The 22,474-nt window shown below is 71.4% G+C and carries 21 protein-coding genes; 11 read left to right on the top strand and 10 right to left on the bottom strand.

Annotated elements, in window-relative coordinates; genetic code table 11:
- Positions 1-52 precede the first annotated feature (52 nt).
- The 9 genes from rpsB (at position 53) to AC07A6_RS16970 (ending at position 9,857) form a co-directional block, all read left to right on the top strand.
- Entirely contained in the window at positions 53-910 is an 858-nt protein-coding gene (rpsB, locus tag AC07A6_RS16930; protein WP_386274768.1) for a 30S ribosomal protein S2, read from the top strand.
- A gap of 134 nt (positions 911-1,044) precedes the next feature.
- Complete coding sequence (gene tsf, locus AC07A6_RS16935) at positions 1,045-1,881, top strand: translation elongation factor Ts (RefSeq protein ID WP_362457651.1); 837 nt, start codon at positions 1,045-1,047, stop codon at positions 1,879-1,881.
- Between the two features lie 162 nt (positions 1,882-2,043).
- Positions 2,044-2,823, top strand: a complete 780-nt coding sequence (gene pyrH, locus AC07A6_RS16940) for a UMP kinase (protein ID WP_007266845.1) — start codon at positions 2,044-2,046, stop codon at positions 2,821-2,823.
- A gap of 94 nt (positions 2,824-2,917) precedes the next feature.
- A complete protein-coding gene (gene frr, locus AC07A6_RS16945; protein ID WP_125599131.1) occupies positions 2,918-3,475 on the top strand; it encodes a ribosome recycling factor in 558 nt (185 codons plus the stop codon).
- On the top strand, positions 3,475-4,551 hold the full coding sequence (locus AC07A6_RS16950; RefSeq protein WP_478777592.1) for a phosphatidate cytidylyltransferase: 1,077 nt from the start codon (positions 3,475-3,477) through the stop codon (positions 4,549-4,551). The genes frr and AC07A6_RS16950 overlap by 1 nt, the downstream gene beginning before the upstream one ends.
- A 135-nt stretch (positions 4,552-4,686) precedes the next feature.
- Positions 4,687-5,802: a dual-specificity RNA methyltransferase RlmN gene (gene rlmN / locus AC07A6_RS16955; protein WP_362457657.1), complete on the top strand. Its 1,116-nt coding sequence runs from the start codon at positions 4,687-4,689 to the stop codon at positions 5,800-5,802.
- A gap of 253 nt (positions 5,803-6,055) precedes the next feature.
- Complete coding sequence (locus AC07A6_RS16960) at positions 6,056-7,156, top strand: thiamine ABC transporter substrate-binding protein (protein ID WP_362457660.1); 1,101 nt, start codon at positions 6,056-6,058, stop codon at positions 7,154-7,156.
- A gap of 50 nt (positions 7,157-7,206) precedes the next feature.
- Positions 7,207-8,823, top strand: coding sequence for an ABC transporter permease (locus AC07A6_RS16965; protein ID WP_478777593.1), 1,617 nt, complete (start codon positions 7,207-7,209; stop codon positions 8,821-8,823).
- Positions 8,823-9,857, top strand: coding sequence for an ABC transporter ATP-binding protein (locus AC07A6_RS16970; protein WP_478777594.1), 1,035 nt, complete (start codon positions 8,823-8,825; stop codon positions 9,855-9,857). The genes AC07A6_RS16965 and AC07A6_RS16970 overlap by 1 nt, the downstream gene beginning before the upstream one ends.
- On the opposite strand, the gene AC07A6_RS16975 is transcribed toward AC07A6_RS16970, so the two are convergent.
- The 10 genes from AC07A6_RS16975 to AC07A6_RS17020 form a co-directional block, all read right to left on the bottom strand.
- Positions 9,854-11,104, bottom strand: coding sequence for a cytochrome P450 (locus tag AC07A6_RS16975; protein WP_386272627.1), 1,251 nt, complete (start codon positions 11,102-11,104; stop codon positions 9,854-9,856). The genes AC07A6_RS16970 and AC07A6_RS16975 overlap by 4 nt on opposite strands.
- Positions 11,105-11,119: 15 nt before the next feature.
- Positions 11,120-12,514: an NAD(P)/FAD-dependent oxidoreductase gene (locus AC07A6_RS16980; RefSeq protein ID WP_478777595.1), complete on the bottom strand. Its 1,395-nt coding sequence runs from the start codon at positions 12,512-12,514 to the stop codon at positions 11,120-11,122.
- A complete protein-coding gene (locus AC07A6_RS16985; protein WP_362457675.1) occupies positions 12,504-12,734 on the bottom strand; it encodes a ferredoxin in 231 nt (76 codons plus the stop codon). Before AC07A6_RS16985 ends, AC07A6_RS16980 begins: the two co-directional genes overlap by 11 nt.
- Before the next feature lie 113 nt (positions 12,735-12,847).
- A complete protein-coding gene (locus AC07A6_RS16990) occupies positions 12,848-13,465 on the bottom strand; it encodes a hypothetical protein (RefSeq protein ID WP_362457677.1) in 618 nt (205 codons plus the stop codon).
- Between the two features lie 95 nt (positions 13,466-13,560).
- Positions 13,561-14,466: a DMT family protein gene (locus AC07A6_RS16995; protein WP_362457683.1), complete on the bottom strand. Its 906-nt coding sequence runs from the start codon at positions 14,464-14,466 to the stop codon at positions 13,561-13,563.
- A gap of 117 nt (positions 14,467-14,583) precedes the next feature.
- The gene (locus AC07A6_RS17000) at positions 14,584-15,675 is read right to left on the bottom strand and encodes an LOG family protein (RefSeq protein WP_478777596.1); all 1,092 of its coding nucleotides are present in this window, start codon (positions 15,673-15,675) and stop codon (positions 14,584-14,586) included.
- A gap of 26 nt (positions 15,676-15,701) precedes the next feature.
- Positions 15,702-16,784 (bottom strand): hypothetical protein, encoded by a 1,083-nt coding sequence (locus tag AC07A6_RS17005; protein WP_478777597.1) that lies wholly within the window; start codon positions 16,782-16,784, stop codon positions 15,702-15,704.
- Positions 16,766-17,533 carry an ABC transporter ATP-binding protein gene (locus AC07A6_RS17010; protein ID WP_478777598.1) on the bottom strand — a complete coding sequence of 256 codons (768 nt, stop codon included), beginning with the start codon at positions 17,531-17,533 and terminating at the stop codon, positions 16,766-16,768. The genes AC07A6_RS17005 and AC07A6_RS17010 overlap by 19 nt, the downstream gene beginning before the upstream one ends.
- Positions 17,534-17,706: 173 nt before the next feature.
- A complete protein-coding gene (locus AC07A6_RS17015; protein WP_362457697.1) occupies positions 17,707-19,068 on the bottom strand; it encodes an aspartate aminotransferase family protein in 1,362 nt (453 codons plus the stop codon).
- Positions 19,069-19,071: 3 nt separating this feature from the next.
- Entirely contained in the window at positions 19,072-19,575 is a 504-nt protein-coding gene (locus AC07A6_RS17020) for an Lrp/AsnC family transcriptional regulator (protein ID WP_007266859.1), read from the bottom strand.
- 170 nt (positions 19,576-19,745) lie between these two features.
- Here AC07A6_RS17020 and AC07A6_RS17025 point away from each other — a divergent pair, with 170 nt between their 5' ends.
- Both AC07A6_RS17025 and AC07A6_RS17030 read left to right on the top strand, forming a co-directional pair.
- The gene (locus AC07A6_RS17025; protein ID WP_007266860.1) at positions 19,746-21,185 is read left to right on the top strand and encodes a gamma-aminobutyraldehyde dehydrogenase; all 1,440 of its coding nucleotides are present in this window, start codon (positions 19,746-19,748) and stop codon (positions 21,183-21,185) included.
- A 112-nt stretch (positions 21,186-21,297) separates the two neighbouring features.
- Positions 21,298-22,473: a polyamine ABC transporter substrate-binding protein gene (locus AC07A6_RS17030; RefSeq protein WP_478777599.1), complete on the top strand. Its 1,176-nt coding sequence runs from the start codon at positions 21,298-21,300 to the stop codon at positions 22,471-22,473.
- The last annotated feature ends 1 nt before the right edge of the window (position 22,474 follow it).

The following is a 22,474-nucleotide window of genomic DNA, read 5'->3' on the forward strand; positions in this document are numbered from 1 at the left end:
CAGGGCGCGGCGGGGCGTCAGGAACCAAAACCGAGAAACCAAGGAGATGGCCATGGCCGTCGTAACGATGCGGGAGCTGCTGGAGAGCGGCGTCCACTTCGGTCACCAGACCCGTCGCTGGAACCCGAAGATGAAGCGCTTCATCTTCACCGAGCGCAACGGCATCTACATCATCGACCTGCTCCAGTCGCTGTCGTACATCGACCGCGCCTACGAGTTCGTGAAGGAGACCGTCGCGCACGGTGGCTCCATCATGTTCGTCGGTACGAAGAAGCAGGCGCAGGAGGCCATCGCCGAGCAGGCGACCCGCGTCGGCATGCCGTACGTCAACCAGCGCTGGCTGGGTGGCATGCTCACCAACTTCTCCACCGTCTACAAGCGCCTCCAGCGTCTGAAGGAGCTTGAGGCGATCGACTTCGAGGACGTCGCCGCCTCGGGTCTCACCAAGAAGGAGCTCCTGGTCCTCTCCCGCGAGAAGGCCAAGCTGGAGAAGACCCTCGGTGGTATCCGCGAGATGTCGAAGGTTCCCAGCGCCGTCTGGATCGTCGACACCAAGAAGGAGCACATCGCCGTCGGTGAGGCGCGCAAGCTGCACATCCCGGTCGTCGCGATCCTCGACACCAACTGCGACCCCGACGAGGTCGACTACAAGATCCCGGGCAACGACGACGCGATCCGCTCCGTCACCCTGCTCACCCGCGTGATCGCCGACGCCGTCGCCGAGGGCCTCATCGCCCGCTCCGGCGCCGCGACCGGCGACTCGAAGCCGGGCGAGAAGGCCGCCGCCGAGCCGCTCGCCGAGTGGGAGCGCGACCTGCTCGAGGGTGAGAAGAAGGCTGACGCCGAGGCCCCCGCCGCCGAGGCCCCGGCTGCCGAGGCCGCCCCGGCCGCGGACGCCGAGCAGGCCTGACCCACTGAGAGCGCCCGGCGTTCACTCGCCGGGCACTCACAGCACGGACGATGACGGCGGGGGAGCCGCGCCACGAGCGCGCTCCTCCGCCGTTCACCCGTAGATCTACGACTTCGAGAGAGAATCACAGACTCATGGCGAACTACACCGCCGCTGACGTCAAGAAGCTCCGCGAGCTCACCGGCGCCGGCATGATGGACTGCAAGAAGGCCCTGGTCGAGTCCGACGGCGACGTCGACAAGGCCGTCGAGGCCCTGCGTATCAAGGGCCTGAAGGGTGTCGCCAAGCGCGAGGGCCGTTCCGCCGAGAACGGTGCCGTCACCTCCCTGATCTCCGAGGACGCCACCTCCGGCGTGCTCGTCGAGCTCAAGTGCGAGACGGACTTCGTCGCCAAGAGCCCGAAGTTCCTGGCCGTCGCCGACCAGCTCGCCGCCCACGTGGCCGCCACCAAGCCGGCGGACATCGAGGCGCTGCTGGCGTCCGAGATCGAGGCCGGCAAGACCGTCCAGGCGTTCGTGGACGAGGCCAACGCCAACCTCGGCGAGAAGATCGTCCTGGACCGCTTCGCGGCGTACGAGGGTGCCTTCGTGGCCTCCTACATGCACCGCACCATGCCCGACCTGCCCCCGCAGATCGGTGTCCTGGTCGAGCTGGACAAGGCCGACGCCGAGCTGGCCAAGGGCATCGCCCAGCACATCGCCGCGTTCTCGCCGAAGTACCTGACCGCCGAGGACGTCCCGGCCGAGGTCGTCGAGTCCGAGCGCCGCGTCGCCGAAGAGGTCACCCGCGCCGAGGGCAAGCCCGAGGCCGCGATCGCCAAGATCGTCGAGGGTCGCGTCAACGGCTTCTTCAAGGACGCCACGCTGCTCGGCCAGCCGTACGCCCTGGACAACAAGAAGTCCGTCCAGAAGGTTCTGGAAGAGGCCGGTGTCACCCTGAAGGCGTTCACCCGCATCAAGGTCGGCATCTGAGTCCGTCCGTACACGACGGACACCGGACCCCTATAGGGTCTGAAGCAGTCGTCCGCGCTCGCGCAGGACGACCGCAGATCTGACGAGGAGGCCATTGCCGCAGAGGGAACCGCAAGGACCCACCGGCAATGGCCTTCTTCGTATGTGCACGAGGAGATCTCCATGAATCAGGGCGTGGACCCCCACACCGCATCCGACGACAAGAGCGACCACGAGAAGAAGGGTCGCCGCTTCATGCTGAAGCTGTCCGGCGAAGCCTTCTCCGGCGGCGGCGGACTGGGTGTCGACCCCGACGTCGTGCACGCCATCGCCCGCGAGATCGCGGCCGTGGTCCGCGACGGGGCCGAGATCGCGGTCGTCATCGGCGGCGGCAACTTCTTCCGCGGCGCGGAGCTTCAGCAGCGCGGCATGGACCGGGCCCGGTCCGACTACATGGGCATGCTCGGAACCGTCATGAACTGCCTCGCCCTCCAGGACTTCCTGGAGAAGGAGGGCATCGACAGCCGGGTCCAGACGGCCATCACCATGGGGCAGGTCGCGGAGCCGTACATCCCGCTGCGCGCCGTGCGCCACCTGGAGAAGGGCCGCGTCGTCATCTTCGGCGCGGGCATGGGCATGCCCTACTTCTCCACCGACACCACGGCCGCCCAGCGCGCCCTGGAGATCGACGCCGAAGCCCTCCTCATGGGCAAGAACGGTGTCGACGGGGTCTACGACTCCGACCCGAAGACCAACCCGGACGCGGTGAAGTTCGACGCGCTGGAGTACAGCGAGGTGCTGTCCCGGGACCTCAAGGTCGCCGACGCCACGGCCATCACGCTGTGCCGCGACAACCAGCTGCCGATCCTGGTCTTCGAGCTGCTCGCCGAAGGCAATATCGCCCGCGCCGTCAAGGGTGAGAAGATCGGCACGCTCGTGAGCGACCAGGGCACCCGGGCCTGAGCCCACCGAGCCGGACCCGCAGGGGTCCGGTCCGGGCGGCCCGGACCGCCCGCGCCCGCCTGAACCATCCATATCTGACATGCAGGAGCACGTGGTGATCGAAGAAATCCTCCTCGAGGCCGAGGAGAAGATGGAGAAGGCCGTCGTCGTCGCCAAGGAGGACTTCGCCGCGATCCGCACCGGCCGTGCGCACCCGGCGATGTTCAACAAGATCGTGGCGGACTACTACGGCGCCATCACGCCCATCAACCAGCTCGCCTCCTTCGCCGTGCCCGAGCCGCGCATGGCGATCGTGACGCCGTTCGACGCCTCCGCGCTGCGCAACATCGAGCAGGCGATCCGGGACTCCGACCTCGGTGTCAACCCGAGCAACGACGGCCGCATCATCCGGGTGACCTTCCCGGAGCTGACGCAGGACCGCCGCAAGGAGTTCATCAAGGTCGCCAAGACCAAGGCCGAGGACTCCAGGGTCTCCATCCGCTCCGTGCGCCGCAAGGCCAAGGACGCCCTCGACAAGCTGGTCAAGGACAAGGAGGCCGGCGAGGACGAGGTGCGCCGCGCCGAGAAGGAGCTCGACGACACCACCGCGAAGTACGTCGCGCAGGTGGACGAGCTGCTCAAGCACAAGGAAGCCGAGCTCCTCGAGGTCTGATGAACGACTCTCCCTGGGCCGCTGAGCCGGTTCCGGCGGGTCCCGCATACGATGCGCTGGTGGGCCCGCAGACTGCGCCCATGCCCATCGTGCCCGATGCCGCCGGCCGTGCCTTCGACGACCGGGAAGCACGCGATCGGGGGGCCGCCTTCGCCGGCGGCCCCCCGTTCCGCGCCGAGACGCCGTTGCAGGAGCCCATGCCCAGCCCCCCGCCTCCGCCTCCGCAGGCCCCGCAGGACGCCTCGCCCCCGCCGCAGAAGAAGCGCGCGGGGCGGGATCTGCGTGCCGCCATAGGGGTCGGCGTCGGCCTCGGTGCGGTGATCTTCGCTTCGCTGTTCATCGTCAAGGCCGTCTTCGTCGGCGTCATCGTCGTCGCGGTCGTGGTCGGCCTGTGGGAGCTCACCTCCCGGCTCCAGGAGAAGAAGGGCATCAAGGCCCCGCTGGTCCCGCTCGCGGTCGGCGGCGCGGCGATGATCATCGCCGGGTACGTCCGCGGGGCCGAGGGCGCCTGGGTGGCGATGGCGCTCACCGCGCTGGCCGTCCTCGTGTGGCGGATGACGGAGCCCCCCGAGGACTACCTCAAGGACGTCACGGCCGGCGTCTTCGCGGCGTTCTACGTGCCCTTCCTGGCCACCTTCGTCGCGATGCTGCTGACCCCCGACGACGGTCCGCAGCGGGTGGTGACCTTCCTGCTGCTGACCGTGGTCAGCGACACCGGGGCGTACGCGGTCGGCTGGCGCTTCGGCAAGACCAAGCTGGCCCCGCGCATCAGCCCCGGCAAGACCCGCGAGGGGCTCTTCGGGGCGGTGGCCTTCGCGATGGCGGCCGGCGCCCTGTGCATGGAGTTCCTCATCGACGACGGCGCCTGGTGGCAGGGCCTGCTGCTGGGCCTCGCGGTGGCGGTCTCCGCCACCCTGGGCGACCTCGGCGAGTCGATGATCAAGCGTGACCTGGGCATCAAGGACATGGGCACGCTGCTCCCGGGTCACGGCGGCATCATGGACCGGCTGGACTCGCTGCTGCCGACCGCTCCGGTGGTCTGGCTGCTGCTGGCGGCGTTCGTCGGCACCGGCTGACCGGTCCGGGCCGGGTTATCCTGGAGGGCGCGCCACGTGCACGTGGCGCGCCTTTTCCGTCCGGCGGCCGAGTCGCCGCGGACCGGCCCTGCACGCGCGGGGTGACCCCCACCCCGTCGTACCGAGGAGTACAGCATGGCCCCCCGTCCCGTTCCGGGCGAGCTCACCTTCGTCGCGCCCCGAGGAGCGAAGAAGCCCCCGCGGCACCTCGCCGACCTCACGCCGGCCGAGCGCCGCGAGGCGGTGGCCGCGATCGGCGAGAAGCCGTTCCGGGCCAAGCAGCTCTCCCAGCACTACTTCGCCCGCTACGCGCACGACCCGGCCGAGTGGACGGACATCCCCGCCGCCGCGCGGGAGAAGCTCCAGCAGGAGCTGCTGCCGGAGCTCATGAACGTCGTGCGGCACATCAGCTGCGACAACGACACCACCCGCAAGACCCTGTGGAAGCTGCACGACGGCACGCTCGTCGAGTCCGTGCTGATGCGCTACCCCGACCGGGTGACGATGTGCATCTCCTCGCAGGCCGGCTGTGGCATGAACTGCCCGTTCTGCGCCACCGGCCAGGCCGGCCTGGACCGCAACCTCTCCACCGCCGAGATCGTGCACCAGATCGTCGACGGCATGCGCGCCCTGCGCGACGGCGAGGTCCCCGGCGGCCCGGCCCGGCTCTCCAACATCGTCTTCATGGGCATGGGCGAGCCGCTCGCGAACTACAAGCGCGTCGTCGGCGCCATCCGCCGCCTCACCGACCCGGAGCCCGACGGCCTGGGCCTGTCGCAGCGCGGCATCACCGTCTCCACCGTCGGCCTGGTCCCGGCGATGCTGCGGTTCGCCGACGAGGGCTTCAAGTGCCGCCTCGCGGTCTCCCTGCACGCCCCGGACGACGAGCTGCGCGACACCCTCGTCCCCGTGAACACGCGCTGGAAGGTCCGCGAGGTCCTCGACGCCGCCTGGGAGTACGCGGAGAAGTCCGGCCGCCGGATCTCCATCGAGTACGCCCTGATCCGCGACATCAACGACCAGGCCTGGCGCGGCGACCTGCTCGGCCGCCTGCTCAAGGGCAAGCGCGTGCACGTCAACCTGATCCCGCTGAACCCGACGCCTGGCTCGAAGTGGACCGCCTCGCGCCCCGAGGACGAGAAGGCCTTCGTCGAGGCGATCGCCCGCCACGGGGTGCCCGTGACCGTCCGCGACACCCGCGGCCAGGAGATCGACGGCGCCTGCGGCCAGCTCGCCGCCTCGGAACGCTAGATTCCGGTCACGGGTCCGCGTAAATCGGCCACGGGGTACCCTGTGGCCGAACCAATTGCATATTCCGACAGGGGAGCGCCACAGCGCTGAGAGTGCGGCATCCGTCATCCGCAGACCCTCTGAACCTCGCCCCGGTCATTCGGGGTAGGAAGTTCGGTCACCACTCAAGCTGTTGCGCCCTGCCCGGCGTCCGCTCCCACAGAGCGCCGGGCAGGGCCGCGTCTTCTCCTGGTCATCCCAGGAGGAATCACCAGTGAGCACCACCAAGAAGATCGCGGGCGCGGCGCTCGCGGCCGCGCTCGGCGTGACCACGCTCAGCGCCTGCGGCGGCGGCGACGCCAAGGACAAGTCCGCGGGCGCGAGCGACGCCCCGAAGTCCAAGACGGTCACGCTCGTCTCCCACGACTCCTTCAACGTGACCGAGGCGGTCCTCAAGGAGTTCGAGCAGCAGAGCGGCTACACCGTCAAGGTGCTGAAGTCCGGCGACGCCGGCGCCGCCCTCAACCAGGAGATCCTCACCAAGGGCTCCCCGCGCGGCGACGTCTTCTTCGGCGTCGACAACACCCTGCTCTCGCGCGCCCTCGACAACGGCGTCTTCACCCCCTACCAGGCCAAGGGCCTGGACACGGTGAAGCCCGAGTTCGTGCTCGACAAGCAGCACCGCGTCACCCCGGTCGACTCCGGCGACATCTGCGTCAACTACGACAAGGCGTACTTCGCCGACAAGAAGATCGCCCCGCCGCAGACGCTGGACGACCTGGTCAAGCCGGAGTACAAGAACCTGCTGGTCACCGAGAACGCCGCGACCTCCTCGCCCGGCCTCGGCTTCCTCCTCGCCTCCGTCGGCAAGTACGGCGAGGAGGGCTGGAAGGACTACTGGAGCAAGCTCAAGGCCAACGGCGTCGAGGTCGTCGACGGCTGGGAGCAGGCCTACAACGAGCGCTTCTCCGGCTCCGCCGGCGGCAAGAAGGCCAAGGGCGACCGCCCGCTGGTCGTCTCCTACGCCTCCAGCCCGCCGGTCGAGGTCCTCTACGGCGAGCCGCAGCCGGCCGAGGCGCCCACGGGCGTGGCCACCGGAACCTGCTTCCGCCAGGTCGAGTTCGCGGGCCTGCTCAAGGGCGCGAAGAACGAGGAGGGCGGCAAGGCCCTCATCGACTTCCTGGTCTCCAAGAAGTTCCAGGAGGACATGCCGCTCCAGATGTTCGTGAACCCGGTCGTCAAGGACGCGAAGCTGCCGGAGCTGTTCACGAAGCACGGTGTCGTGGTCGACAAGCCGGAGAACGTCGCTCCGGAGGCCATCGCCAAGAACCGTGAGCAGTGGGTCAAGACGTGGTCCTCGCTCGTCGTGAAGTAGAGCGCCTTCCCGCGGAGGGCGGGCGCGCCACGGCCGTCAGACTCGCTCTGATGGCCGTGCCGCTCGCCTTCTTCGGACTGTTCTTCGCCTACCCCGTCGCCGCGATCGTCGGCCGCGGGCTCAAGACGGACGAGGGCTGGCAGTTCGGCCGGATCGGCGAGGTCCTCGCCCGGCCCGACATCGGCGGCGTGCTGTGGTTCACCACCTGGCAGGCGCTCGCCTCGACCGCCCTCACCCTGCTCCTCGCGCTGCCGGGCGCGTACGTCTTCGCGCGCCTGGAGTTCCCCGGCAAGCAGCTGCTGCGCGCGCTGGTCACCGTCCCCTTCGTGCTGCCGACCGTGGTCGTCGGCAGTGCCTTCCTCGCGCTGGTCGGGCGGGGAGGGCTGCTCGACGAGCTGTGGGGCGTCCGGCTGGACACCACCGTGTGGGCGATCCTGCTCGCCCACGTCTTCTTCAACTACGCCGTCGTGGTGCGGACCGTCGGCGGGCTCTGGGCGCAGCTGGACCCGCGCCAGGAGGAGGCCGCGCGGGTGCTGGGCGCCGGGCGGTTCGCGGCGTGGCGGCGGGTGGTGCTGCCCGCGCTCGGGCCGGCGGTGGCCGCGGCCTCGCTGATGGTCTTCCTGTTCACGTTCAGCTCCTTCGGCGTCGTGCAGATCCTGGGCGGGCCCGCGTACGCCACCCTGGAGGTGGAGGTCTACCGGCAGACGGCGCAGCTGCTGGACCTGCCGACCGCCGCCGTGCTGACGATGGTGCAGTTCGCGGCCATCGCCGCCGTCCTCGCCGTGCACGCGTGGACCGTGCGCCGGCGGGAGACCGCGCTGCGGCTCGTCGACCCCTCGCGCACCGCCCGTCCGCCGCGCGGCTGGGCGCAGCGGGGCCTGCTGGGCGGGGTGCTGCTGTCGGTGGCGCTGCTGGTGGTGGCGCCGCTGGCGGTGCTGGTGGAGCGGTCCTTCGACGCCCCGGGCGGGTACGGCCTCGGCTTCTACCGGGCGCTGCAGGACGCGGGCTCCGGGGGCGGAACGTTTCTGGTGCCGCCGCTGGAGGCGGTCTGGAACTCCCTCCAGTACGCGCTGGCCGCCACCGCCATCGCCCTGGCCGTCGGGGGGCTCGCCGCCGCGGCCCTGACGCGGCGCGGGGGCCGATTCGTACGCGGCTTCGACGCGCTGCTGATGCTGCCGCTCGGGGTGTCCGCCGTGACGGTGGGCTTCGGGTTCCTGATCACCCTGGACGAGCCGCCGCTGGACCTGCGGACCTCGTGGATCCTGGTGCCGCTCGCGCAGGCGCTGGTCGGGGTGCCGTTCGTCGTACGGACCATGCTGCCGGTGCTGCGGGCCGTCGACGGCCGGCTGCGGGAGGCGGCCGCCGTGCTCGGTGCCTCGCCGCTGCGGGCCTGGCGCGAGGTGGACCTGCCGCTGGTGCGGCGGGCGCTGCTGATCGCGGCCGGATTCGCCTTCGCCGTCTCGCTGGGCGAGTTCGGTGCGACCGTCTTCATCGCCCGGCCCGACCACCCGACGCTGCCGGTGGCCGTGGCGCGGCTGCTGGGGAGGGCCGGGGAGATGAACTACGGGCAGGCCATGGCCCTGAGCACGATTCTGATGCTGGTGTGCGCGGTGTCCCTGCTGGTGCTGGAGCGACTGCGACCCGACAAGACCTCGGGAGAGTTCTGATGACCCTGCTCCGGCTCGAAGGGGTGACGGTCCGCTTCGGCGACCGGGCGGTCGTGGACGCGGTCGACCTGGAGGTCGCCGAGCACGAGACCGTGTGCGTGCTGGGCCCCAGCGGCAGCGGCAAGTCCACCCTGCTGCGGGTGGTGGCCGGCCTCCAGCAGGTCTCCGCGGGGCGGGTGCTGCTCGGAGGCGCCGACCAGGCCGGGGTGCCGGTCCACCGGCGGGGGGTGGGCCTGATGTTCCAGGACCACCAGCTGTTCCCGCACCGGGACGTCGGCGGGAACGTCTCCTTCGGCCTGCGCGTGCAGGGCACCCCGAAGGGCTCGTACCGGGCCCGGGTCGCGGAGCTGCTGGAGCTGGTCGGGCTCCCGGGGGCCCAGGGCCGGGCGGTCTCCTCGCTGTCCGGCGGGGAGCAGCAGCGGGTCGCCCTCGCCCGGGCACTGGCCCCCTCGCCCCGGCTGCTGATGCTGGACGAGCCGCTCGGCCAGCTGGACCGGGGGCTGCGCGAGCGGCTGGTGGTCGAGCTCCAGGGGCTGTTCTCCCGGCTGGGCACCACCGTCCTGGCCGTCACCCACGACCAGGGCGAGGCCTTCGCGCTGGCCGACCGGGTGGTGGTGATGCGGGACGGGCGGATCGCGCAGGCCGGGACCCCGCTGGAGGTGTGGCAGCGGCCCGCGTCGGAGTTCGTGGCCCGCTTCCTCGGCTTCGAGAACGTGCTCCCGGGCACGGTGGCCGGTACCGCCGCCGCGACCGCGTGGGGCAGGCTGCCGGTCCCGGCCGGCACGCCCGAGGGGGAGTGCCGGCTGCTGGTCCGCCCCGCCGGGGTGGTGCTGTGCGAGGCCGGGCTGGGCTGCGTGGTGGAGTCCCGGACCTTCCGCGGCACGCACGTGGCCCTGCGGCTGAGGCCCGCGTCGGGGCCCGTACTGGAGGCCGAGTGCGAGCTGGCCACCGCGCCGGCCGTGGGGGACCGGGTCGCGGTGGCGTTCAGCCCGTCGGAGGTCGTCGTCCTTCCGGGCCGGGCCGTCTCGGGCTAGTCCCGGATGCCGTCGACGGCGATCGGCAGGTGGCGCGGGCCGCGCAGGACCGCGTTCTGCCGGTAGGGCGGCGGGTCCTCCAGCAGCCGGGGGTTCTCCAGCCTGCGGGCCAGCTCGCTCAGCGCCAGCGCCGCCTCCAGCCGGGCCAGCGGCGCGCCGAAGCAGCTGTGGATACCGCTGCCGAGGCCGAGGTGCTGGACGTCCTGGCGGTCCGGGTCGAAGCGGTCCGGGTCCTCGAACCGCTTCGGGTCGCGGTTCCCGGAGGCCAGGATCAGCCAGAGCGAGGAGCCCTTGGGGATGGTCACCCCCGCCACCTCGATGTCGGAGAGGGTGCTGCGCTGCGGCAGCAGCTGCACCGGCGGCTCGTAGCGCAGCAGCTCCTCCACGATCGGCACGCCGAGGTCCGGCTCGGCACGCAGCCGGGCCAGGTGCTCCGGATGTCTCAGCAGGGTGAGCATGCCGTTCGTGATCAGGTTGACGGTGGTCTCGTGCCCCGCGATCAGCAGCAGCGCCGCCGTGCTGAGCACCTCCATCGTGGTCATGGTGCCGTCCGGGCCCTGCCCGGTCGCCAGCTCCGACAGCATGTCCCCGGTGGGGTTCTTGCGCCGCTCCTCGATCAGCCCGGCCAGGTACATGCCGAGCTCCATCCGGGCGCCCTTCGTTTTGTCCGCGCGCTCGGCGGGATCGGCGTCCGGATCCGGGTCCAGGCTCGCGGCGAGGGTGTCGGCCCAGACGTGGAAGCGCGCCTCGTCCTCGGGCGGGATGCCCAGCAGCCGGCAGATCACCGTGACCGGGAACGGGTACGAGAACTCCTCGACCAGGTCGATCCGCGCGGGGTCGCCCTCCTTGGCGATCGCGTCGACCAGCCCCTTGACGATGCCGCCCAGCTCACCGCGCATCTGCTCGACGCGGCGCGGAGAATGCGGCGGCCCGAACGGGCGGTTCGTCATCCGGCGCAGCCGGTCGTGGTCGGGCGGGTCCAGCTTCAGGAAGGAGGGCGGCAGGACGCCCTCCCCCTCGTCCTCGCCGGCCTCGCTCAGCGGGTCTCCGGGGACCGCCGTCAGGTTGCGGGAGTCGGAGCTGATCCGCGGATCGTGCAGCAGGCCCTTGATCTCGTGGTACGTGCTGAGGACGTACGGGCCGTCCCCGTCGTGGAACACCGGGGTCTTGCGGAGCTCCGCGTACAGGGGGTACGGATTGGCCCGGCTGGAGTAGTCGAGGATCTGCCGCAGGATGCCTTCAGTCATGAGAGGTCCTCGTGCTCAGTTGTGCGCCGGCGTGAACGTCATCCGCCGGTCGGCCGGTGAGTAGCCGCTCAGGGTGATCGTCGGGCCGTGCGTGGGCACCGACGGGTCGGGGAAGTCCGCGTCCAGCGGCCGGTTCCCCTCGGGCCTGCGGTCCACCGTCGAGTAGGGCGGCGGGAACGGCGCGGTCTGCTCGATCTGCTGCTCGTAGAAGTCCAGCCAGCGGCACTGGTCGAAGGTGACGGCACCGATGACGCGCCCCTGGTAGCCGTAGACGCCGACGAACCGGCGCTCGGCGCGCGAGCCCTGGGTGATGACGATCTCGGTCCCCATCGAGGGGACCCCGACCGACTTGATGTTCACCCCGAACTGGGACGACCAGAAGGCCGGGACCCATACGTGCGGGCGGCGCTCCGCGCTCTCGCTGAGCATGTTGTGCGCGGCAGTCTCGGCCTGGGCGACGGCGTTGCCCCAGTGCTCCAGGGACAGGAACTGGTAGCCGAAGAGGGCGTGCGGGGAGCGGGCCACGTCGCCGGCCACGTAGATGTCGTCGGTGACGATGCCCCAGATGTCGAAGGCCCGGCAGCCCGCGTCGCAGGCGATGCCGCGCGGGCCGGCGCCGAGTCCGGACCCGGTCAGCCACTCGGTGTTGCGCTGGGCGCCGAGCGAGACGACCACCACCTCCGCCTCCAGCGTGGTGCCGTCGGAGAGGTGCGCGGCGCGGACCCTGCCGGAGGAGTCGCCCTCCAGCGCCGTCACCATGATCCCGGTGCGCAGGTCCACCCCGTTCTCGCGGTGCATCTCGGCCGCGACCGCTCCGACCACCCCGCCGAGCGCGCCGACCAGGGGCGCGTCGCCGCGTTCCGCCACGGTGACGGCCAGGCCGCGTTCCCGGCAGGCGGAGGCGATTTCGGAGCCGGTGAACCCGGCGCCGATGACGAGGACCCGGCCGGGCCCCGCCGCGAGCGCGCGTTCCAGGGCCGCGCCGTCGTCCCGGGTGCGCAGGACGAAGACCCCGTCGAGGGCGCCCTCCTCGGGCTTGGGCCACGGCCGGGCGCGGACGCCGGTGGCGATCAGGAGCCGGTCGTACTCCACCTCGTCCCCGTCGGCGAGGCGGACCCGGCGGGCCTTCATGTCCAGGCCGGCGGCCGGTACGCCGAGCCGCCACTTGGCGTCGATGTCCAGGCGCCGGGGGAGGGCCGTGCGGTCCGCGGTGGCCTTGCCGAGCAGGACCTGCTTGGACAGCGGGGGCCGGTCGTACGGCTCGTGGGGTTCGTCGCCGATCATCGTCAGGGATCCGGCGAACCCCTTCTCGCGCAGGGTCTCGGCGGCCCGCAGGCCGGCCAGGGAGGCTCCCACGACGACGATGCGGCCTTCGCGCTTGAGCCGCTCCAGGGCTGCGTCACCGCTCACCACGCGCCTCCGCGGTCGACAGGGACCCGTTCACCGCGTCCAGCAGGATGGCCCGGACGGGGCAGGCGTGGACGGCGCGGACGACGTCCTCGCGGTGCTCCTCGTCGGGCTGCGGGTCGTAGAGCAGGGACTCGTCGCCGTGCATGGCGAAGACGTCCGGTGCGAGGAACGCGCACTGCGCGTACCCCTGGCACCGGTTGAGGTCCACGACAAGCCTCATGGGGCATCAGCCTTTCCGTGACCTGTTGACCCCCACGGACCCCCGACACCCTCCCGCTCTCCAGCATGCGCGCGAGACCCGTGCGCCGCCCGCCGGGACGGACGGGCCGGGCCTCAGGCGGTCCGGCGCAGGTTGGTGCGCAGGACGTGCAGGCTGACGACGAGCACCCAGAACGGGAAGACCATCTCGGCCCAGGGCACCCCGGAGCCGAGGAGGAGCAGCACCAGCCCGGTGGCGAAGCCCAGCGCGACCAGCGGGCGCGGGAAGAAGCCCAGGCGGCGCCCGATGGTGGAGGTCACGAAGACGAAGACGGCCGCCATGCGCATCGCGTACGTGGTGAGCACGGTGTACGCGAAGGGGCGGCCGAATCCGGACGGCGGGACGGTCTCCTGGAGCACGGTGCCGGCCGCGGCGGCGGCGACGAACAGGGTCCCGACGAAGACGTAGCCGCTGCCGAGGAACACCGCCGCGACGAACCGGTCCTCGCCCCCGCCGGAGTGCGCGCGCAGGGCTCCCATGAACCAGAGGAAGAAGATCCCGGCGAAGGGGACGATCTCCAGGGCCAGCCGGACGGCCCAGCGGTCGGCGTCGGCGACGGGGGCGTCGGAGGGGCTCCCGGAGGGGATGGCGAGCCTCATCAGCACGATCGCCACCGCGAGCAGCACGGCGAAGACGAGCCCGGCCGTCCCGGCGGCCCGTGGCGTGCGCATCCGCGTGGTGGTGGACTCCATGCCCCCAGCAGGCGGCACCCGCCGGGCCCCCGCCACCGGGGGGACCCCACGGGAGTGAATACCGGCCCGGCCCGCCGGGGGCCGGGCCGGGAGGGTCAGGCGACCGGTGCCGGAACCGGTTCCTCGGCGGGCTCCTCGGCCCCGTCGTGGTTGCCGTACCAGGCCACCGCGACGGCGCCGGCGACGGCCAGCACGAAGCCGGTCACCGCGAGCCAGGCCAGCCCCGGGCGGGAGGCGTCGCCGAGCCACAGGACGCCGATCGCGCCCGGCAGCACCGTCTCGCCGACGACCAGGGCGGCGGTGGCACCGTTGACCGAGCCGATCTGGAGGGCGACCGTGTGCAGGTACATGCCTCCGAAGCCCGCGATGAGGATGGCGTACAGCGCCGGGTCGGTGGCGAGGGTGGCCAGGTCGAAGGGGTCCACGCCGTCGAGGATGCGCACGCCGACGCCCAGCGCGCCGAAGGCCAGGCCGGACAGCAGACCCGCCAGGATCGCGGCCCGGGCGCCGAGGAAGCGCACGGCCACCGTGCCGCCGACGATGATGACCAGGGTCACGGCCAGCAGCCACCAGTGGGTGGACATCGGGGCGTGGTGGTCGCCCTCGTGGCCGGCGGCGGTCGCCAGCAGCACCAGCGCCGCGCAGACGACGCCGATCGAGGTCCATTCCTTGCGGGTCAGCCGGATGCCCAGCATCTTCACGCTGAGGACGGCGGTGATCACCAGGTTGGCGCTGATGACCGTCTGGGAGAGGAACAGGGGCAGCATGCGGGCCGCCAGCGCGCCCAGCCCGAAGCCCACGAAGTCGAGGATGGTGCCGACGATGAACTCCCAGGTCATCGCGGCCTTGGCGGTGGAGGTCAGGTTCGGTCCGCCGTGGGCGGTCACGCCGGCGGCGGCCGGGGACATCCGGGCGGCGCGGCGCGAGCCCACGGCTTGCAGGACAGAGCCCGTGCCGTAGCAGATGGACGCCGCGACAGCGGTCAGCAGGCCTATGAGCACAGAAGGCTCCGTTCAACGTCTGGCAGGTAAGGCGGTACCTCTGCCAGACGTCATATCGGGCCGGGAAGTTGCCTCCGCAAGGGAGTTCGTTGACCGGTTCTTTGCCCTGGGACCGGCTCAGGCCATGGCGGCGAGCGCGTCCGGGACCTCGTCCACCGAGTCCACCAGCGCGATCCGCGACTCCATCGCCCGGCCCGACGCCAGCGCCCGCAGCAGCGGCCAGACCGGCAGCCGCTCCGTCCAGTGGGCGCGGCCGACCAGGACCATCGGGGTCGGCGCGGACCGCGACTCGTAGTAGTTCGGCGTGGCGTTGTCGAAGACCTCCTGCACGGTGCCCGCGGCGCCCGGCAGGAAGACCACGCCCGCGTTGGACCGGGCGAGCAGCCCGTCCTCGCGGGTGGCGTTCGCGAAGTACTTGGCGATCTGCCCCGCGAAGGCGTTCGGCGGCTCGTGGCCGTAGAACCAGGTGGGGATCCCGACCGAGTCCCCGCCCAGCGGCCAGCGCTCCCGTACGGAGAAGGCGGCGCGCGCCCAGTCGGAGACGGACGGGCTGAAGGAGGGCACCTTCGCCAGCAGCTCCAGCGCCTCGGGCAGGGCCTCGTCCGGCGCGGGCGCCAGGTAGGCGCCCAGGTTGGCGGCCTCCATCGCGCCCGGGCCGCCGCCGGTGGCGACCGTCAGCCCGGACCGGGCCAGGGTCCGGCCCAGTTCCGCCGCGCCGCGGTAGTCCGTACCGCCGCGGGCCATGGCGTGGCCGCCCATCACGCCGATGACGCGGGCGCCCGCGAGGTGTTCGTCGAGGGCGTCGGAGATGGCGTCGTCGTGGATGGAGCGGAGCATCGAGGAGAAGACGTCGCCGTCGGACTTGGTCTCCTGGAACCAGGCGTACGCCTGGGCGTCCGGGGTGGTCTCGTAGCCGTCGGCCAGACCGGTGAACAGCTCCTCGGCCGTGTACAGCAGACCCCGGTACGGGTTGAACGGCAGGTCCGGTATCGGCGGGAAGACGAGCGCGCCGTCCGCGCGGACCTTCACCGAGGCGTCGGGCTCCATGGCGCAGCCCAGGAACACGGCCGCGGAGGTGTCGGCGGACAGCAGGGCGAAGCTCCGCTCCAGGAGGTTGACCGACTGGATCCGGTAGCCGCTCAGGGACCCCCGGGCGACGACCCGGTCGAACTCCGCGAGCGTCTCGATCTCGATGTCTGCGTTGACCATTCGGCCCACCCTAAGGGCTGGCCGGCTCAGCGGGTCAGAGCCAGCGACGTCAGCTGCGCCACACCCCAGCCGAGCCCCGCCGCGGCCGCGAGCAGTGCGGCCGCCCGCAGGGCCGCGGCCGTACGCAGCACCGTGCCCGGAGCCCCGAGGCCGGCCAGCGCCTCCCGGGCGGCGGTGCGGGCCTGCCGGGACTCGACGGCCGAGGTGAGCAGGGTCCCGGCCGCGCAGAGGGCCACCAGGGCGGCGGCGGGGCCGGTCAGCGGCCCGAGCGGGGTGAGGGGGCCGCCCTGGCCGTGCGGGGGGAGGGCGGTGAGGGCGGCGGCGCCGACGGCGGTGAGCACGCCGAGGGGCCGTCCCAGCCGGGGCGCCTCCTCCTGGAGGCCGCGCCCGGCCAGCAGCCGCAGCAGCCCGGGCCGGACGGCCTGCACCAGGGTCCCGCAGGCGTAGGCCAGTCCCGGGCCGGCGAGGGCCAGCCCGACCGCGATCAGCGCGCAGCCGGCCGGTACGGCGGCTCCGCCGGGCCGCGCGTACGCCAGCGCGGCGAGCCCGCAGGCGGCCAGCGCCACCCCCCAGGGGACACCGGTCTGCGGGGCCAGTCCGGAGTGCGGCGGGCGGGGGCGCAGGGCGAGGGCGGTGGCCGCGGCGGCCGTCAGCGGGACCAGGGCCAGCAGGGTGAGGGCGGCGGCCACCGGCAGGGGCCGGCCGGCGTGCAGCAGGCGGGCGCCGGCTCCGTCGAAGGGCAGTCCCGCCAGGTCGCCCCTCAGGTGGAGGAAGGCGGCCAGGGCGAGGGCGCTGCCGAGGGCGCACGCGACGGCGGTGGAGAGGGCCGCGACCAGGGTGAGCCGTACGGGGCCGAGCCCGGCGGCGTCGAGCCCGTCTCGGGGGCGGGTCGCGGGGTCGGTGCGGGCGACGGCCACCGCGAACTGGGCGGTGGCGGCGAGCGGGACCAGCGCCCACAGCAGGCGAGGGAACGATCCGGCGGGCCGGGCGGTCGCGTCCGCGAGGACGTACAGCAGGAGGAACCCGCTGCCGGCGGAGGCGGCCGCGACCAGCAGCCGGCGCAGCTGGACCAGGGGGCGGGAGCCGCGGACTAGGCGGAGAGCGAGCACGCGGCCTGGTCCTCCGTGGTGAGGGCGGAGGCGGCGGCCGCGGCGCCGGCCGGGCGGCCGTCGAGCAGGGCCAGCGCGCGGTCGGCGCCGGCCGCGGCCTCCTCGTCGTGGGTGGCCAGCAGGACCGTGATGCCGTGGGAGCGGGCGGCCGTGGTCAGGGTGCGCAGCAGCAGTGCGCGTTCGGCGCGGTGCAGCGGGGCGGTCGGCTCGTCGGCGAAGAGCACCGCGGGCTCCGCGACCAGGGCGCGGGCCAGGGCGACCCGCTGGGCCTCGGCGCGGTTGAGGGCGCCGGGGCGCTTGCCGGCGAAGCGGTCGAGGTCGAGGCGCTCCAGCCATTCGAGGGCGGCCCGGCGGGCGGCGCGGTGCGGGGCGCCGCCGATCAGGAGGGGCAGGGCGGCGTTCTCCCAGACCTTGAGCTCGGGCAGCAGCTGCGGTTCGGGGCCGATCCAGGCGAACCGGTCGCGGCGCAGGCGTTCGCGGGCGGCGGTGCCCAGGGTGTGGACGGGGACGCTGTTGAACCAGACCTCGCCCTGCTCGGGCAGCAGCTGCCCGGCCAGACAGCGCAGCAGGGTGGTCTTCCCGCAGCCGCGCGGGCCGGTCACGGCGAGGATCTCACCCTGGCGGACTCCGGCGGAGACCCCGATCAGGCCGGGCGTGCCTCCGTGGGAGTAGTGCAGGGACCGGGCCCAGAGCAGGTCGTCCTGCGGTGGGGCCTGGTCGGGCCGGGCCTTGTCCGGGGGAGCCACCATGACGTACACCTCCGTCCGGGGGAACGAAGCGGAGCCCTTTCGGTCACTGGCACCGCAAGGAGATGTAAAGAGATGAACGTCGTGAAAGCTGACAGCACACGGCCCGGACCCCCGCGTTCTACTCGAACGGGGGATCCGGGCCGTGTGTTCGGGCTACTGCGTTCCCGGACCGGTTACAGCTTGGTCCACGCCTCGGTGAGCACCGAGCGCAGGATGCCTTCGATCTCGTCGAAGGTGCCCTGGTCGGCGATCAGCGGCGGGGCCAGCTGGATGACCGGGTCCCCACGGTCGTCGGCGCGGCAGTACAGGCCGTTGTCGAAGAGCGCCTTGGAGAGGAAGCCGTAGAGCACGCGCTCGGTCTCCTCGTCCGTGAAGGACTCCTTGGTGACCTTGTCCTTGACGAGCTCGATGCCGTAGAAGAAGCCGTTGCCGCGGACGTCGCCGACGATCGGAAGGTCGTGCAGCTTCTTCAGGGTGTTGAAGAAGTTGCCCTCCTGGTCCAGCACGTGCTGGTTCAGGCCTTCCTTGTCGAAGATGTCGAGGTTGGCGATGGCCACCGCGGAGGACACGGGGTGTCCGCCGAAGGTGTAGCCGTGCAGGAAGGTGTTGTCGCCCTTGTAGAAGGGCTCCGCGATGCGGTCCGAGACGATGCAGGCGCCGATCGGGGAGTAGCCCGAGGTCATGCCCTTGGCGCAGGTGATCATGTCCGGCACGTAGCCGAACTTGTCACAGGCGAACATCGTGCCGAGGCGGCCGAACGCGCAGATGGTCTCGTCGGAGACGAGCAGCACGTCGTAGGTGTCGCAGATCTCGCGGACGCGCTGGAAGTAGCCGGGCGGGGGCGGGAAGCAGCCGCCGGCGTTCTGCACGGGCTCCAGGAAGACGGCCGCGACGGTGTCGGGGCCCTCGAAGAGGATCTGCTGCTCGATCTGGTCGGCGGCCCAGCGGCCGAAGGCCTCGGGGTCGTCGCCGTGGATCGGGGCGCGGTAGATGTTGGTGTTCGGCACCTTGTGCGCGCCGGGGACCAGCGGCTCGAAGGGGGCCTTCAGGGCCGGCAGGCCGGTGATGGACAGCGCGCCCTGCGGGGTGCCGTGGTAGGCGACCGCACGCGAGATGACCTTGTACTTGGTGTGCTTGCCCTGCAGCTTGTAGTACTGCTTGGCCAGCTTCCAGGCGGTCTCGACGGCCTCGCCGCCACCGGTGGTGAAGAAGACCTTGTTCAGGTCGCCCGGGGCGTAGTCGGCGAGGCGCTCGGCGAGCTCGACGGCCTTGGGGTGCGCGTACGACCACACGGGGAAGAACGCGAGCTCCTGGGCCTGCTTGTACGCGACCTCGGCCAGCTCCTTGCGGCCGTGACCGGCGTTGACCACGAACAGTCCGGCGAGACCGTCCAGGTAGCGCTTGCCCTTGTCGTCGAAGATGTAGGTGCCCTCACCCCGCACGATGGTGGGGACGGGCGCGTTCTCGTACGACGACATGCGGGTGAAGTGCATCCACAGGTGGTCGTACGCGGTTTTGGAGAGGTCCTGGCTCACGGGCTATCGAGTTCCCCACATGTAGGTCTGCTTCTTCAGCTTCAGATAAACGAAGCTTTCGGTTGATCGCACGCCGGGGAGCGTGCGGATCTTCTTGTTGATCGTTTCGAGCAGGTGGTCGTCGTCCTCGCAGACGATCTCCACCATCAGGTCGAACGACCCCGCGGTCATCACGACGTATTCGCACTCGGCCATGGCGGTCAGTGCGTCGGCCACCGGGTCGAGGTCTCCCTCGACGTTGATGCCGACCATCGCCTGGCGCCGCAGGCCCACGGTGAGCGGGTCGGTGACGGCGACGATCTGCATGACGCCCTGGTCGAGCAGCTTCTGTACGCGCTGGCGCACCGCCGCTTCGGACAGGCCCACCGCCTTGCCGATCGATGCATACGGACGGCGACCGTCCTCTTGCAGTTGCTCGATGATCGCCAGGGACACAGCATCGACCGAAGGGGACGGTTGTCTGTTCCTGGAATCTGCGCTTCGACTGACCACGACCTCACTGTGCACGAGGAGTCGTCTGTTCCGCAACCCGTAATCGATGAAATTCGTTGTCGAGCGTCTTCGATTGCACGGATTTCGTAGTTGGCCGGGTCTGGCTCTGTCGAAAGCGTCTGAGGAGGGGCTAGGCTTAGCAGGTCGTCTCAATCATTGGACATGTGATCAGGAGAGTGGCTGTAGTGACCACCGAACTGCGTCGTCTGCGCAACTACATCGGCGGGGAGTTCAAGGACGCCGCCGACGGGCGGACCACCGACGTGGTCAACCCCGCGACCGGCGAGGTGTACGCCACCGCCCCGCTCTCGGGCCAGGCCGACGTCGACGCCGCCATGGCCGCTGCCGCGGCGGCCTTCCCGGGCTGGCGTGACACCACGCCCTCGGAGCGCCAGAAGGCCCTGCTGAAGATCGCGGACGCCTTCGAGGCGCGCGCCGAGGAGCTCGTCGCCGCGGAGTCGGAGAACACCGGCAAGCCGCTGGGCCTGACGGCCAGCGAGGAGCTCCCGCCGATGGTGGACCAGATCCGCTTCTTCGCGGGCGCCGCGCGCCTGCTGGAGGGCCGCTCGGCCGGCGAGTACATGGACGGGATGACCTCGATCATCCGCCGCGAGCCGGTCGGCGTCTGCGCCCAGGTGGCGCCGTGGAACTACCCGATGATGATGGCCGTGTGGAAGTTCGCCCCGGCGATCGCCGCGGGCAACACCGTCGTCCTCAAGCCCTCGGACACCACTCCGGCCTCGACCGTCCTGATGGCCGAGATCATCGACTCGATCCTGCCCAAGGGCGTCTTCAACGTCGTCTGCGGCGACCGCGAGACCGGCAAGGCCATGGTCGAGCACTCCACCCCGGCGATGGCCTCCATCACCGGCTCGGTGCGCGCCGGCATGCAGGTCGCCGAGAGCGCCTCCAAGGACGTCAAGCGCGTCCACCTGGAGCTCGGCGGCAAGGCCCCCGTCGTGGTCTTCGAGGACGCCGACCTGGCCAAGGCCGTCGAGGACATCGCGGTCGCCGGCTACTTCAACGCCGGCCAGGACTGTACGGCCGCCACCCGCGTGCTCGTGCACGAGTCGATCCACGACGAGTTCGTGGCCGCGCTGGCCAAGGCCGCCGCGGAGACCAAGACCGGCCAGCCGGACGACGAGGACGTGCTCTACGGCCCGCTGAACAACCCGAACCAGCTGGCGCAGGTCGCGGGCTTCGTCGACCGCCTCCCCGCCCACGCCAAGGTCGAGGCCGGTGGCCACCGGGTCGGCGAGAAGGGCTACTTCTACGCCCCGACCGTCGTCTCCGGCCTGAAGCAGGACGACGAGATCATCCAGAACGAGGTCTTCGGCCCCGTCATCACCGTCCAGTCCTTCACCGACGAGGCCCAGGCCCTGGAGTTCGCGAACGGCGTCGAGTTCGCCCTCGCGTCCTCCGTGTGGACCAAGGACCACGCCCGCGCGATGCGCATGTCCAAGAACCTCGACTTCGGCTGCGTGTGGATCAACACCCACATCCCGCTCGTCGCCGAGATGCCGCACGGCGGCTTCAAGAAGTCCGGCTACGGCAAGGACCTCTCCGCCTACGGCTTCGAGGACTACACCCGCATCAAGCACGTGATGACCTCGCTCGACGCCTGATCCGCGGCCGCCGCCCGGGCGGCGGCGCACTGATCACCGAAGGGCCCTGACGGGGCGGGCAGTAGACATCTTGTCTATTGCCCGCCCCTTCGCGTTGTCCGAGGCTTTGGCCATGCCTGAACTCCTCTCCCGTCGCGCGGCGCTGCGCGGCCTCGGTGCCGCGGGCCTGCTCGCCGCCCTCGCCGGCTGCGGCGTGCCCGCCGCGTACGTCCCGGAGGACCGGCGCCAGGCCCCGGACCGCTCGGACCGCGACCGCGCTCTCGCCTTCTCCAACTGGCCGCTCTACATCGACACCGACGACGAGGACGAGGAGAGCCGCCCGACCCTGGAGGCCTTCACCCGCAAGACCGGCATCCGGGTCCGCTACACCGAGGAGATCAACGACAACGACGAGTTCTTCGGCAAGGTCAGCCCGGCCCTGATGAACCGCCAGGCCACCGGCCACGACCTGGTCGTGGTCAGCGACTGGATGGCCGCCCGCTTCGTCCACCTGGGCTGGGCCCAGAAGATGGACCGCTCGGCGCAGTCCAACGTCGCCGAGTACCTCGACCCGCAGCTGCGTTCGCCCGCCTTCGACGAGGGCCGGCTGTACACCGTCCCCTGGCAGTCGGGGATCACCGGCATCGCCTACAACCGCAGGGCCCTGGGCCGCGAGATCAAGTCCGTCAAGGACCTCTGGCACCCGGATCTGGCGGGCAAGGTGACCCTTTTCTCGGGCCTGGACGAGTCCTTCTCCCTGCTGATGCAGGGCAACGGCACCGACGTCACCCGCTGGACCGAATCCGACTTCCACCGGATGTGCGACCAGGTCGAGAACATGGTCCGCAAGAAGCACGTCCGCCGGTTCACCGGCAACGACTACACCTCCGATCTCGGCAAGGGCGACGTCCTCGCCTGTCAGGCCTACTCGGGTGATGCCATCCAGCTCCGGGCCGACAATCCCGACATCGAGTTCGTGGTCCCCGAGGAGGGCGGCGAGCTGTGGGCCGAGAGCCTCCTCGTCCCCAACCTCGCGCGGCACAAGGCCAATGCGGAGGCCCTCGTCGACCACTACTACGACCCGGAGGTGGCGGCGGAGCTCGCGGCTGCGGTCAACTACGTCTGCCCGGTGCCCGCCGCCCGCGAGGTGCTGGCCGCCTCACCGGACAAGGAGACCGCCCAACTGGCGGAGAACCCGCTGGTCTTCCCCGACGACGCGATGCGCCGGCGCCTTGCGGTGGCCCGGGACATCTCCTCCGCCGAACGCCCCGCGCTCGCCAAGCGCTGGAACGCCATCGTCGGACTGTGAT

Source organism: Streptomyces sp. NPDC044002 (genome assembly GCF_056434525.1).